Annotated in this window: 15 protein-coding genes and 1 pseudogene; 8 read left to right on the top strand and 8 right to left on the bottom strand. The window is 57.1% G+C overall.

Annotated features, from left to right (window positions below; translation table 11 throughout):
- Positions 1–37: 37 nt before the first annotated feature.
- Positions 38–1,273: an MFS transporter gene (locus KHO53_RS22305; protein WP_100782671.1), complete on the bottom strand. Its 1,236-nt coding sequence runs from the start codon at positions 1,271–1,273 to the stop codon at positions 38–40.
- 357 nt (positions 1,274–1,630) lie between these two features.
- A complete protein-coding gene (locus tag KHO53_RS22300; RefSeq protein ID WP_036995902.1) occupies positions 1,631–2,593 on the bottom strand; it encodes a GlxA family transcriptional regulator in 963 nt (320 codons plus the stop codon).
- Positions 2,594–2,688: 95 nt separating this feature from the next.
- Here KHO53_RS22300 and KHO53_RS22295 point away from each other — a divergent pair, with 95 nt between their 5' ends.
- Entirely contained in the window at positions 2,689–3,126 is a 438-nt protein-coding gene (locus KHO53_RS22295) for a tautomerase family protein (protein ID WP_081839670.1), read from the top strand.
- A gap of 235 nt (positions 3,127–3,361) precedes the next feature.
- Here the strand turns inward: KHO53_RS22295 and KHO53_RS22290 are convergent, their stop codons facing one another.
- The 3 genes from KHO53_RS22290 to KHO53_RS22280 form a co-directional block, all read right to left on the bottom strand.
- A complete protein-coding gene (locus KHO53_RS22290; RefSeq protein ID WP_036995904.1) occupies positions 3,362–3,703 on the bottom strand; it encodes a hypothetical protein in 342 nt (113 codons plus the stop codon).
- 52 nt (positions 3,704–3,755) lie between these two features.
- Positions 3,756–4,316 (bottom strand): lipid-binding SYLF domain-containing protein, encoded by a 561-nt coding sequence (locus KHO53_RS22285; RefSeq protein WP_036995905.1) that lies wholly within the window; start codon positions 4,314–4,316, stop codon positions 3,756–3,758.
- A gap of 69 nt (positions 4,317–4,385) precedes the next feature.
- Positions 4,386–4,544: a DUF3309 family protein gene (locus KHO53_RS22280; RefSeq protein WP_036995906.1), complete on the bottom strand. Its 159-nt coding sequence runs from the start codon at positions 4,542–4,544 to the stop codon at positions 4,386–4,388.
- A 304-nt stretch (positions 4,545–4,848) separates the two neighbouring features.
- On the opposite strand from KHO53_RS22280, the gene KHO53_RS22275 reads away from it, so the two are divergent.
- Positions 4,849–5,019 (top strand): CsbD family protein, encoded by a 171-nt coding sequence (locus KHO53_RS22275; RefSeq protein WP_081839671.1) that lies wholly within the window; start codon positions 4,849–4,851, stop codon positions 5,017–5,019.
- 192 nt (positions 5,020–5,211) lie between these two features.
- On the top strand, positions 5,212–5,904 hold the full coding sequence (locus tag KHO53_RS22270) for a Crp/Fnr family transcriptional regulator (protein WP_103143295.1): 693 nt from the start codon (positions 5,212–5,214) through the stop codon (positions 5,902–5,904).
- A gap of 183 nt (positions 5,905–6,087) precedes the next feature.
- On the opposite strand, the gene KHO53_RS22265 is transcribed toward KHO53_RS22270, so the two are convergent.
- Positions 6,088–6,822 carry a Crp/Fnr family transcriptional regulator gene (locus KHO53_RS22265; RefSeq protein ID WP_036995907.1) on the bottom strand — a complete coding sequence of 245 codons (735 nt, stop codon included), beginning with the start codon at positions 6,820–6,822 and terminating at the stop codon, positions 6,088–6,090.
- 176 nt (positions 6,823–6,998) lie between these two features.
- Between KHO53_RS22265 and KHO53_RS22260 the strand changes: the two genes are divergently transcribed.
- Together KHO53_RS22260 and KHO53_RS25720 are read left to right on the top strand one after the other, a co-directional pair.
- Positions 6,999–8,309 carry a cation:proton antiporter gene (locus KHO53_RS22260; RefSeq protein ID WP_036995908.1) on the top strand — a complete coding sequence of 437 codons (1,311 nt, stop codon included), beginning with the start codon at positions 6,999–7,001 and terminating at the stop codon, positions 8,307–8,309.
- 187 nt (positions 8,310–8,496) lie between these two features.
- Entirely contained in the window at positions 8,497–8,781 is a 285-nt protein-coding gene (locus KHO53_RS25720; protein WP_081839672.1) for a hypothetical protein, read from the top strand.
- Between the two features lie 267 nt (positions 8,782–9,048).
- Here KHO53_RS25720 and KHO53_RS22255 read toward each other — a convergent pair whose 3' ends face one another.
- Complete coding sequence (locus tag KHO53_RS22255) at positions 9,049–10,230, bottom strand: PAS domain-containing sensor histidine kinase (protein ID WP_213570879.1); 1,182 nt, start codon at positions 10,228–10,230, stop codon at positions 9,049–9,051.
- 408 nt (positions 10,231–10,638) lie between these two features.
- Between KHO53_RS22255 and KHO53_RS22250 the strand changes: the two genes are divergently transcribed.
- Both KHO53_RS22250 and KHO53_RS22245 read left to right on the top strand, forming a co-directional pair.
- Positions 10,639–10,929 (top strand): type II toxin-antitoxin system ParD family antitoxin, encoded by a 291-nt coding sequence (locus KHO53_RS22250; protein WP_180925459.1) that lies wholly within the window; start codon positions 10,639–10,641, stop codon positions 10,927–10,929.
- A 2-nt stretch (positions 10,930–10,931) separates the two neighbouring features.
- Positions 10,932–11,288, top strand: coding sequence for a type II toxin-antitoxin system RelE/ParE family toxin (locus KHO53_RS22245; RefSeq protein WP_213570878.1), 357 nt, complete (start codon positions 10,932–10,934; stop codon positions 11,286–11,288).
- Positions 11,289–11,478: 190 nt separating this feature from the next.
- Here the strand turns inward: KHO53_RS22245 and KHO53_RS25715 are convergent.
- Positions 11,479–11,789 (bottom strand): annotated as a pseudogene (locus KHO53_RS25715) (LysR family transcriptional regulator); the annotation flags it as partial.
- A gap of 119 nt (positions 11,790–11,908) precedes the next feature.
- Here KHO53_RS25715 and KHO53_RS22240 point away from each other — a divergent pair.
- Complete coding sequence (locus KHO53_RS22240; RefSeq protein ID WP_213570877.1) at positions 11,909–13,099, top strand: serine hydrolase domain-containing protein; 1,191 nt, start codon at positions 11,909–11,911, stop codon at positions 13,097–13,099.
- Positions 13,100–13,460 lie beyond the last annotated feature (361 nt).

Here is a 13,460-nt window from a genome sequence, read left to right as displayed (position 1 = left end):
TTTCCAGGCTATTTCCTCCTCGGAAAAGTAATGAGCCTCAGGCAGCTTCATTGTCCTTGGGAACGAGCAATACCATCGCACCGACGATCACTTCGAAAATCCCGCTACCGAGGATGACCATACCGGTTTCGAACCGCGCATAAAGTGCCGCGCCGCAGGCCCCGGCAATGAGAATGGAGGCACCCAGCGCAGCAAAGCGCAACCTTGCCAGCCCGGCGATCTCGCTTTGCCTGAATGTGGTTTGAATCAGCAGAATGAATGAAATGTCGATCAGTGGCCCACCGAGCGCGGCCAGGCCGGCGCCGAACATCATCCCGGCCAGGACGTACTCCGCTGGCAAATACATCACCGCCGCACCGATCGTCGCAATGCCCAGGCCGTTGACCACGGAGCCGAAGGTAAAGCCACCATACAGGCGGTGGATATGCAGGTTCCCGACGACGAAAATAGAGATCAGGTTGCCGCAGCCATAGGCGCCCATGATCAGGCCGTAGGCGGCAAAGTCCTGTACACCGAAGCCCTGGATGTCGTATTTGACCACGGCCAGCGCCATGCCGATAGAAATGCCCAGACTCCAGGCGATGTTGCCCAATCCAGCACACACATACACCGCCTGCATCTGCCGGCGACCGACCAGGCTGCGCCAACCGGCAGTGAAGGCGGCACGCCGGCTCGTCACCTTGAGCGGTTGACGAGGCAATGCCTTGCTCAGCTTCATCACCGCCCAAGCCGAGATCAGGAAAGTCAGGCTATTGAGGGTAAACAGATGCTCAAGCGGAATCAGCAGCGTAATTGCCGCGGCCAGCATCGGCCCGATCACTCGAGCCACCCGGATGATCGCGTCGAATAGCGCATTGACGGCCTGCAACTGGTCCGACGCCACGACAATGCGTGGCAGGCTGGCGCGCAAGGCCGGTTCGAACAAAGCGTTGACAATCATCATGAGCATGACCGGCACTGCCAGCATCCACAGGCTCATGATGCCCAGCGTCCAGGCCAGCATCGGAAGCAGGGCGAGCCCGGCCCGCGTCAGGTCGGCACCGATCATCGTGCGCCGATGGTCCCAACGCTCAGCCCAGATCCCTCCCAGCAGCGCCCCCGCCAACGCGGCCCCACCGCGCAACGCACTAAGCCAACTCGCATCGGTGCCGGCGATCTGCACTGCCATCCAGGCGACGGCGATCGCGAACAACTCGTCGCCGATCGAAGATAGCGCCAGCCCTCCCCATAACAACGCCACCGGCCGCTGAAGCAACGGTCTAAACAACTTCATATAATCAATTCCGCCAATAAAGACCCGTCACACCACGCAGCTGCAAGCCCACCCTTATCGGCGCGTCAAACGTCGAAGCCGGGGCTACTCCAGCGCAGTCTGCTGTTTATATGTTCGGGCACTCCTTACAGACTGCCGGCCTCTGAAGCATGCACAGGTACTCTACCTGACGACGGGGCTCAATGAGCGTGGCCTTCACGCCTATTCACCCTGCACCACCAGGACTGCGCATAGCAGGCCCTGAGCCTCAACAGGTGGATGAGAGTACGCTGCACCTAAGCATAAATTCAGCGCCTTGGCGATCGTGCAAGCTTTCTGCTACGAGCTGTCTGCGGACGAGATCTTCAGAGAGAGAGGTTACTGGCGCAGTTGTTTTGGGGAGGCGTTCAACAGGCGGCGCATAAGTCGCCGTAGGGCTGTGGCATCCTGATATCCGACCTGCTCGGCGATGAATTCAACGGAGTACCTGCTGGTTTCCAGCAGCACGCGGGCCCTGTTCAGTTGTACACGCTGGATCAAATTCCGAGTTGAAAGACCGGTTGCTTTTTGAAGGTGCCGGGACAGCGTTCGCTCAGACATGCCGACGTACGCTGCAAGGCTCGGGACACTGGGCGGATGGGGCAGTCGTGCTTCTATGTAGGCGGTGAGGTTGGCGACCAGCGTATTGCCCTGGGCCATGATTGCCGGGTTGATGAATGGGGATTGCAACTGCCGGCCATCGAGTAGAAGGGCCTTGCCCACAACGTCGGCGAGCTCCGGTGACAGACGTCTGCGCAGCAGGTGCAGCATCAGGTCAGTTTGCGCGAAGGCTGCGCCGGCGGTCGTCAAGGGCGGGTCGCAGAGCACCATGACATTGGGGTCGACAATGCAGTCAGGCGCAATGCTCGACAGCCAAGGGGCGAGCCACCAGGACGTCGTCACCCGTCGCCCCGTCAGTAGCCCTGCGGCATGCAGGAGAAAGACCGCCGAGCACGAGGCTGCAATCTCCTTGCTTTGATTCACATGCGCCTTCAGCGCTGGCAGTGTCTGAAGGACCCAGTCGTCCTCAAGACGCTGCAGCAGCGCGTCGAAGTCGCTGATGCCAAGGCCCGGAATGACCCAGCAGGAGTTGTCCTCGACGTCTGTGGTCAGCGCGTCAACCTGCAGCAGCATGCCTTGGCCCAGCGTAATCAGCCCTGGCTGCGGCCCACAAACGCGCCAGCGTGGCACGGCAAGGCCGCGCCGTTGCGCAAGTGTGGCGGCGGTGCCGAGGATGTCCAGGGTGGCTGCGACGCTCGAGGCGAACGCCCCGGGAAAGACGAGGACAGTGAAATCGTACATTGTCCGATTATGCCCGAAAGAAGACGAATCGGTCACTTATCGAGTAGAGCAATAACTGGCCCAATAGCGCCTCCAGTTAACCGCGAGGTTTCGCCATGCCAAATATCCTGATCAAGGTGCCTACCGGCGCTTTCAACCAGCCACAGCGCCAGCAACTGCTTCGAAGCGTAAGCGACGTGGCAATGCTTAATGAGCACATGGGCGATGCCCCTCAGCAGCGTGCGCTGTGCTGGGTGCTCATCGAGGAAGTTCAGGCCGATGAATGGCTGTGCGCAGGCGTTGCTCCTCATGCCCGGGTTGTCCCCTGCATTGTCATCGTCAAGGTGCCTGCCGGCGTTCTTGATGCACCGATGCGTCAGCGCTACGTGCGTGAACTGCATTGCGCCATACAATCGAGCCTGGCAGCGGAGGATCAGCGCCAGTTGCTGAGCTCGATACAGATCGAGGAGGTTGTTGACGGAACTTGGGGGGCGAACGGTGATATCTGGCATTTGGCCGACTTCACCCGGGCAGCCGGATACGGACATCTGTAGGCCCTCCTCCCACTTCCATCCGAATCCCTGCGCTGAGTCAGCCATAGGAAAAAGCTGCTGGAGCGCATCTGGCAATATACGGGAGGCAACGCGGTGTGGAGCGCAACCGTAGAATACCAAGGCCCTGATGAAAGCAGCGGGGATGTCATAATCAATCCCCCCGAGATGCTGACGGCAATGAGCGTTGGAGTCGGTGATGAGCAAAGTCACCGGAAGTAGACATGCGCCCACACAGTCAACCCAATTGATCAACCATGACCGCATTGCTGTAGAACAGCGCACCGTCAGCAGCACGATGCCCGACCAAATGAAATTGACCGCGTTGGTCACGAGCACTTAAATAAACCCGAAATTGGCAATCAGATAATGGGCCACACTCCTGAGGCAGGATCAAATCCATCTGACTGATATCGACATCGACCATCACCTCGGACGCTTGGGTCCTTTTCAGCTGTTCTTCAGCCTCCTCAAGCCGCAGATGATCCGCCCCACTGACGTGAAAATGGATTTGCCCCAGTTCAATGGGTGTATCCTCGCTACTGGTCTTACACCAGCCTTCTATGGTCAGGGTATTCATCGGCATTGCTCCCGAGATGAACGCCCCGACAGTGATCGGGGCGTGCGCTGGGCTAGCGCTTGATGAGCGAAATCTTGGTGCCCTCAATGCTGATACCCGCCATCAATCCTTGCTGATCGAAGACAAACGCATAGGCATCCTGTTGCAACGACGAACTCGATAAATTTTTCGCCACGCCCTGATCGACAACCACGACAGTGGGCCCTACGCCGACCTCCCAGCCCTTCGTATCACGCACGTACTGAAGGGCTTTGTCGGTCATCAAGAACACGGCATAAGCGTAGGATTGCGCACCTGCCTGCAACCCCCAGGAGCCCGTCACAGAGTTGTAATAGCCGTCTACTTTAGAACCTATCAACAACTCACCCTCACCATAACTACCACCAAACACCAGGCCCGCCTTGACGATGTTGGGGAATACGAGCACAGCCTTGGCGGTGCGCGACATGGTTTCGGCCAATGGGTGTGCCTTGTAGAGTATCTGTAAGGCCTGTTGGGAGTCCTTGTCTAGGTCAGCGGCCGTTGCAGCACTCGCGCTGTTAATGAGACCTGCTGATGCCAATGACAAAACGACAAAAACTATCGAAAACAACAATCGCAATGAATTTTTCATTGTTGAACTCCAATACCAGCAATAGAAAGGAAGTGATCGTTGGTTGTGCGACTGACAGCGGCCAGTCGGTTATATCCACCCCATCAGCAGCAATACGAGGACAATGATTACCACGATACCCAACCCGCCAGTCGGTGCATATCCCCAGTTCCTGCTGTGCGGCCAGCTCGGGAGCACACCGATCAGTAGCAGGATTAAGACGATTAATAGAATTGTACCCACGCCCATGACTATTTCCTCAAGTGCGCGAAAGAACAGGTTTGATCGCTGTCGCGCATGCCCAACGATATAACGACACCAGAGTGAACCCTTTACTGGCGGCGATCTGTACGGCACCGCACACAGTACACATCGTTGGAAACAATGGGTGCCAGAAACAAGTGAGTACAACAACAGTTCCGGACCACTGGTCTGCAGGTATGTGTGTTGCCGTACAGACTTAAAACTCTTTTGCACCGAACCTCTTGTACGTGGTCGCTATAAACGCGTGACAACAAGCACGCTGTATTGCAAGCCGACACTGGAGAGCACCATGAACAAGAATCAAGTAAAAGGCAGGGTTAAAAAAATTGAAGGTACGATCAAGGAAGTCGCAGGCAAAGCCTTTGGCAACGAACACCTGGAGGAACGAGGAAAGATTGAGAAAACCGTTGGCGCTATTCAAGCGGGTCTCGGGGACCTGAAAGAAGATTTGAATCGCTGATCCAACTCAATAGTCTGGTGCATTCAGGAAACACAAACAGCGTGGCCGGCGTACAGAGCGCTGAACGCACTCTCGCAACCACACGAGAGCGTGCTGTAGCGAACAAACTGTTAGGCGAACGTCGTCCAGACTTTCTGCACGAGGCCATACAGCACCTCTGTTGCCACCGTCACAGTGCTGCAGGACAAACGCGTGCTAGCCAAAACACCACGGCAGGTGGAGAACCGACTGCTCCAGGGCCTGTCTAAAAAGGGCTATAACTCAATAGTGGATCAGTGCGAGCGCGTCGACCTGGCCTTTGGTACGGTGTTGTGTCAGCCCGGCCAGCCCCTGCTGCATGTGTACTTCCCAGGTACCGCATTTATTTCCCTGATGACGGGGTTGCGCGGCCGTCCCCCCCTTGAGATAGGTCTGATCGGCTATGAAGGCATGCTCGGTGCGACCCTTGCCCTAGGGATCGACACTGCCCCCATGCACGCGATCGTACACGGGGCCGGCAGCAGCCTGCGAATGAGTTGCGCGCAGTTGCAGGTCGCGCTCCGCGATAACCCCTTGCTGTTGCATCGGCTGAACAAATACTTGTATGAGTTGCTCAAGCAACTGGCGCAATCGGTAGCCTGCATCCATTTCCATGAGATCGAGCCGCGTCTAGCACGTTGGCTACTGATGGCCCATGACCGTGCGCACGCCAACCATTTTTATCTAACACACGCACTCCTGGCCAACATGCTTGGCGTAAGGCGCAGTGGAGTGACCTTGGCTGCTGGTGCACTGCAGCAGCGCAACTTGATTCGATACACCCGCGGTGACATTACCATCCTTGACCGCAAGGGATTAGAGGCTGCGTCATGCGAATGCTATCGCGCGATCAACACCGAAACCTGAAAATCACGCCTGGGTTGAGGTATGCGATGGCACACGTCATAGCAAAGGCGTAACGCCCGACTGGGCCAAGCAATACACCATGACAGCCGAAACAGGAAAGCTCTTCGTTTACAAGCCTCACGACGGGATAGCACGATAGTGACAGGTACACAGGCGCACTGTGAGCCTGGCTGTTGGACCTGTTCAGTGCGAAGTGGTTTGGCTGAAGGCAGTATGCACAAGAAGACGATCGGTTTCTTTCTTTACAACTGCATAACACTCGCAACACAGCATTTCAAGCTTCGCGCGATTTAACACCTCAATATGACCACGGCTGTACTCGATCACACCGAGTTTCTGCAATTTACCCGCAGCTTCCGTGACGCCCTCGCGGCGAACGCCAAGCATGTTAGCGATCAGCTCCTGGGTCATGATCAACTGATTACTCGGCAAGCGATCCAGCGATAGCAACAACCAACGACAAAGCTGCTGGTCGATTGAATGATGGCGGTTGCACACTGCCGTTTGTGCCATTTGAGTAATTAACGCCTGGGTGTAGCGCAGCAGCAGCTGCATCATTTCACCATGCCGGTTGAACTCACTTTTCAGGCGCTGCCCCGCCAGCCGGTAGGCGTTCCCGGCGCTCTGCACAATAGCCCGGCTTGGGGTGCTTTCGCCGCCCATGAAGACGGCTATACCAACGAGCCCTTCGTTGCCCACCACGGATATTTCCGCCGAGGCACCGTCTTCCATCACGTAAAGCAGGGAAATAATGGTGTCGGTAGGGAAATAGACATACTGCAGAGAATCACCTGACTCATACACGACCTTGCCCAAGGGCAAGGCCACCAACTCTAACTGGGGAATCAGCCGCTCTTGAATCTCTATGGGTAAGGCCGCCAGCAGACGGTTCTGCAGCGGGTGGGGAAGCTCAGACATGGTTTCTCCAACGGTGCCAATGGCCTGCGAACACACGCGCTTTCACAATGATAGCCCCGCAGGGGATTTCCACCTACCGGCGACGTGGGCATAGGGACTCAATTTTCTGTAGTACCTGGCCCTCCGGTAGAGGATGCTAGACAAGGTTACAACGCGCTCCAGGTTAACTGACTGCCATGTCTATTGCCCTATGGTCACTACTCCTCGGGACTTTACTCATCACCATGGTGCTGGGGGCAACCCTACTCGCTCGGTTACTGTTGAGCAGCGCCATGGTCTACCTTCTAGTCGGCTACATGCTAGGACCTGCGGTGTTCGCGGTGATCACCTTGGACCCTGCGCATCATGCCGATGTGCTGGAATGGGTCGCCGAGGTCGCAGTGCTTATCTCACTGTTCAATGTGGGATTAAAGATGGGGGCTGTTCCATTCTCCGACCGAAGCTGGAGGCTGCCGCTACGCTTGGCGCTCATATCCATGGTACTCACGGTAGGGCTTATCACAGCCGTCGGTTTCTGGGGACTGGGGCTTCCGCTGGGGGCAGCTGTGTTGCTAGGGGGCATCCTTGCCCCGACAGACCCTGTGCTGGCCTCAGGGGTGCAAACTAACAGTGAAGTACATCCAGATCGCCTGCGTTTCAGCCTTTCCGGGGAAGGTGGCTTGAACGACGGAACGGCGTTCCCCTTCGTGATACTAGGCCTCGGGCTCCTGGGGCTGCACGACCTCGGCAGAGGTGGCTGGCGTTGGTGGGCAATAGACCTGATCTGGGCCACAGCAGGAGGCCTGCTGATCGGCGTTACGTTAGGTGCAATCATCGGTAGCCTCGTTGTTCACCTGCGTACGCGCTATAGACTGGCCGTAGGTCTGGACGAATTCCTCTCACTCGGTCTGCTGGCGATGGCTTATGGCGCTGCGCAACTGAGCCTGGCATCCGGCTTCCTGGCAGTATTCGCCGCGGGTCTGGCGCTACAAAGGGTCAAGGAACAACCGCAGCCCGACGCGGCATCACTGAGCACGAGACCTGGTGTGAGCGGCCACGCCTACAAGGCATTGGCCACGCACTCCCACCATGCCAGCGCGACCATGACCAACGCAGTGATCGGGTTCAATGAACAACTCGAAAAGCTGGCCGAGCTTGGGATGGTGCTGTTCGTAGGGGCATTACTGCCCTACGTGGTGTATTGGCCAGCGTTGTGGTGGTTCATACCCTTGTTGTTCATGCTCCTGCGCTCGCTAGCTGTTGCGATTGGGATGCTGGGTGAATACGTGCCCAAACCACAGCGCATGATGATCTGCTGGTTCGGGATACGAGGAATAGGTTCCATCTTTTACCTGATGTTCGCCATTCGCCATGGTCTGCCCCCCACCTTGGCTCAACAATTGATAACGCTGACGTTGGTGACCGTCACTGTCTCTATCGTGGTACACGGCATGTCGGTTCTGCCTCTGATGAAGTGGTATGAGCGGCAAGACCAACCCTTGCACTAACGCTGATGTGCCCTTTCCTGGCCGGCCAGCACCGGCTCAGTCCACTCTCTGCCGCAGGTATGTGCTTCAGCGAACAGAACATCGGCCCACTATCCGTCAGACTCGGAAAACTGGATTACTGGGGGCACTTCCCGCACCACGTATCGGATTGCTCCCAGCACCGCACTTACCACGAGGAAGCTCACCAATGATCACTCACTTCAAGGTCGCCGGACATCTCGCCTGCGGCCATCATGGCGATAATCTAATCTCAACCACTGAACTGACGCGGGTGAAATGCCGCAGCTGTCGTAGCACCGACGCATTCAAAGATGCCCGCAAAGATGCACGCAACGCAGCGCGCAGAGCCGCGCGGAAAGCCAAGGGCCTTCACATCGCTAGTAATTGGCGCGAAGCCTGGAGGGACAAGCTCACCGCCATGCCGGGGCTGCAGCGACTCCCAAGGGGATTTGGTGGTCAACCCTACGTTTAGCTGGGCTAAGACCTGTACGAAAAATCGCCGAACGGCGCTTAGGCAAGGCGAAAACAGGCGAGCAACGGCCGGGGTCGCGCACGACTTGACTGGCTGTCAATGAGCATTCCGAATCTGCTTTCAACGCAGCATAAGTGTCGCGCAGGCATATTTCGTACAGACCCTAGTATTTATCTCAGTCCTAAACACCTTGGTGGATAACCACAACCTCCCTCCTCAGACGTCCTGCCGACCGAACACAATCCCCTCTGTCTACCACCCAGCGCCCTAAGTTATAGCCCTTAGCCGCGGGAAGGTCGCGGTGAATGTAGTACCCAATTCAACAGTGGAACTGACAGTGATTTCACCATGATGAGCCCTTACAATTTCACGAACGATAAACAGCCCCAGTCCCACGCTGCGTAGCTCTGCGTTATCATGGCTACCGCGAATCATAGGCTCGAATAGATTTTTCAGAAGCCCAGTGGGAATCGGCGCTCCGACGTTGTGCACGGAAATGGTGACGGTTTCTTCCTCAACATGGGTAGACACCGTGACAGTGGAGCCCTCTGCGCCATAGGCGATGGCGTTAGCCGCAAGATTACCGACCATCTGATACAACCGATCACTGTCTGCAAAGAAATCCCCCTGGCCGCTGTGTACATGAACCAAATTGCTCCTGGGAAACGACAGCCGGATTTCCTTAAGGCAGTCTGCAACGACCTCGTGGAAGCTTAGAGGCGCACAAACCACGGCGATCCCGCGACCAACCTGTACGAGCGTAAAATCCAACAGGTCAGCTACAAGTCGCTGAGCCCGCTCGACCGAATGGGTGATGTGACCCAGCATCTGGATAGACTTGGCATCCTGATCACGACGTGACAAAATTTCAGCCGCCATTCTGATTGCCGAAAGCGGATTGCGCAGATCGTGGCTTACGATCCCGACCATCTGTTCGGCGAAGAGCGCCCGACCTTCGGCGGCGGCATAAATTGTCCGCAGCTTACCTTGCGTGATCTCTTGAGACCTTTGAGCTTTCAGACTTTTGGCCAAATGCCCTTCAGCGAGCATTCGAGCATTAACCAGCCCCCGCTCATACCTTCGCCGATCTTCAGCTTTAAATAGTGTCAACTCATGAAATATGCCGTTTGAATGCTCGCAACTAATGGCGCTGAGCATCATGGGGATTGAGTAGCCTGCTCGATGAACAAGATCAAATTTCACATTGGCTACTGAGCCTTGAATCTGCATTAGAGGTCCCCAGTAGACCTGATGAAAGGTCCTGGACTCCAGGGTCATTAGACTCTGAATTGTTCTCCCCAGCAGTTCCTCCCGACCGAAACCGATCCAGCGACAGAAAGTTAGATTGGCCCGTTCGATTCTCCCATTTGCTGCCGCCAGCAACAGGCCGCAATCGGCGTCGTCAAATAAGGTGTCGGGCCCGAGTGGAAGCTCATTCTCTGAGGACATGCTCGTTCTATCCCGGTCGTGTAGTCGATGCCAAAGCGGTGTGATTCTGAAAAATTATAGACAACCAGCAGACACCGAGAGACCCAATCCGTCCCTTTGCCTCGCTACGACTGCACGGGTTGTTGATAGGCGGATTGGATATCAGACCACTACAACATCAAACAAGGCTTGGCCAAGCTGAGGGCCCAAGGCCCGCACCAATCAAGCTGTCCACGACGTCCCGCCTGCGACAGCCTTGTTTGGACTTTGTGCACATGCGGTCCGGGTCTGCAGGCGCTGTTCGGCGCAAAGGATGACCCCGTGCTACACAGTTCGTCAGATACAACTCCCAAACTATGTGTTCGCGGGTAAATTGGCATAATATGCCATTGATCGAAAGAACCTGATTGCCGAACGCTGGAGCTCATTATGGCGACGCGAAACGTTGTGCTCACCCCTCACCAGGATCAGGTTATCCAGGACCTGGTGCAGTCCGGCCGTTATCAGAATGCCAGCGAAGTGATGCGAGAAGGTTTGCGTCTATTGGAGCAGCGCATCGCCGAAGACACTGCCAAAATTGAGGCCCTGCGTCAGGCGACCTCGATCGGCATCATGGATCTTGAGCACGGGCGCTTTACTCAGTTGAACGAAGGGGATCTGGAGCACTACCTCGAGGGCTTGAGCCTGGAGGCCACCCTCCCCGCGCGCGAGAAACATTGAGCATGCCGCAGTATCGGATTTCCAACGCGGCGCGCGCCGACATTGTCGACATCCTCAGGCTCTCCCAGACGCAGTTCGGCCATCAAGCACGCCAGCGCTACCAGGCGCTGATCCTCTCCGCATTACAAACTATCGCCGACACGCCCTATCGCATTGGCAGCCACGACCGCGATGAGCCTGCACCGAGCCTTCGCAGCTATCACCTCATTTACTCACGCCAACTGGCTAAACACCCCCATGGAACGATCAAAAGCCCGCGCCATGTCGTGTTCTATCGCGTGGCAAACGACGACGTGATCGAGGTCGTCCGACTCCTTCATGATGCCATGGAGGTGCAGTTTCACCTGCCTACCGACTGACGCGCTCGAACGTCCAGCGCAATGCATATCACGCTGAGGTATTTTTCTGAATCTTGGAGCGGGAAACGAGACTCGCACCTAGCTTCCGAGCTGTTGAAATCTAAGGGTTTTCTGTCATTCCTAAAATAGGAATAGACTTGATTCTGGACTCATTCACGGCCGACAGCAACTGACATAACTTCAACCAGTGTACCAAGGAGCCAATCAGCGGCTGGCTCACGCATAAGTGTCCGCGAGATGCGGCGGTAGCTTGAGACGACTCCAATTCCATCACCTCAATCACGGCCAGAATGCGGCGGCTGCGCTCCAGGAACAACGTACCCTCAGCCGTCAGCGTGACGCTGCGCGTGCTGCGGTGTAATAGGTGCACGCCCGTCTCTTCCAGTCGCGCGACGCTCTTGCCGATGGCAGAGGCCGCCTACCCAGCAGCCGACCGGCGCCTACGAAACTACGCGTCTCGGCGACCTGTACGGACACAACAAAGCCATTCAGCCTGTCCATTTCACATCTCAATTGCGGACAAATTTCTCCGCACACTAAGGAACTGCAGCCTACTTTCTCTTTAGTCGCAGGGTTTCTATCGTCAGGGCATCGCCTATTGAATTGAGGTAATTCCCGCGATGAATTCCACATTACCCCTGTACCGGGGCGTTCCACCCGCAAATCTATCCGCCCGCATCCAGAGTGTCGTTCAGCAGGCACTGGACGACGAGCGACTGGTCGGCGCGGTCGTGTTGCTGGCACGCGACGGCGAGCTGATCCACCAGCAGGCCGCAGGCCTGGCCGACCGCAACAGCATGCGGCCGATGACCCTGGAGACGGTGTTTCGCTTGGCCTCAGTGAGCAAACCCATCGTATCCACCGCAGCGCTGGTCCTGGTGGCGCAAGGCCGGCTCGGCCTGGACGAAGACATCAATCACTGGTTACCTGCGTTCCGTCCCCGGCTGCCTGACGGCCGCCCAGGCCGCATCACTGCGCGTCAGTTGCTCAGCCACACAGCGGGTCTCGGCTACCGCTTCTTCGAGGCCGATGCGAATGGCCCTTACGCGCAGGCGGGCGTTTCGGACGGGATGGATACGTCCGGCATCAGCCTGGAGGAGAACCTACGCCGCCTCGCCAGCGTGCCACTGCTCTACGAGCCGGGCACGACCTGGGGCTACTCGTTGGCGACTGATGTGCTGGGCGCGTTGGTCGAGCGCATCCTGGGCATATCGCTGGACGAGGCGGTGCACCAACTGGTCACAGGCCCGCTGGGCATGGTCGATACCGGCTTCGTCGCGTGCGATCCACAGCGCATGGCCACCGTCTATGTGAACGACACGCCACGGCCGCATCAACTGGCCGAGGGCGAGATGGTCTCGGTCTTCGAAGGCACAGTCGGCATCGCCTATAGCCCAGCCCGTATCTTCGATGCAAGTGCTTTCCATTCGGGCGGCGCGGGCATGGCGGGCACGGCCGGAGACTTCCTGCGTCTATTGGAAACCCTACGCCAGGGTTGTGGCAAGCTCCTGCCCGTCGAATTGATCGAGCAAATGAGCTGTGATCAGACCAGTGGACTGGAATTGTCCGATGCGCCGGGCTTCGGTTTCGGCTTAGGCTTCTCGGTGCTGCGCGACCCTCAACTGGCCGACTCCCCGGAATCAGAAGGTACCTGGCGCTGGGGCGGAGCCTACGGCCATTCCTGGTTCGTGGACCGGGCACAGCGGCTAAGCGTGGTCGCCTTCACCAACACCCTGTACGAAGGCATGTCCGGTCGCTTCGTCACCGAGTTGCGCGATGCAGTCTATGGCGCGCTGGAGGTGTCGCGATGAAATCCAGTGCACAAGGCCGCCTGGCGCTGGCGATGGCGGCTTTCATCAGCATCCTAACCGAGGCACTGACTGCCTGCCGCCGCGAATGGCGCAGGGCCTGAGGGAGTCCGAAGCCTGGGTTGGGTAGACCATCACGAATTATGCCTCGGCTCAACGAAGTAACGCAGCTGCGAGTTCAGTGGTGAAGCACACCACGACGGACAGGTGGCTGCCAAGATTGCGCCGAGCTGTTCTACATGTTTGTTGATTTCTGCGATCATTCGTGACAATCGGTTCCATGACAGACGCGACCCTGCTTCCGGCCACACCGACGTGGATGTACACTAAAAACCATCCTGTACCACCTCCTAACTGTCAGAAA

It is taken from the genome of Pseudomonas sp. RC2C2, from assembly GCF_018390435.1.
Lineage (GTDB): Bacteria > Pseudomonadota > Gammaproteobacteria > Pseudomonadales > Pseudomonadaceae > Aquipseudomonas > Aquipseudomonas donghuensis.
This window is presented reverse-complemented; position numbering and strand designations above follow the sequence as displayed.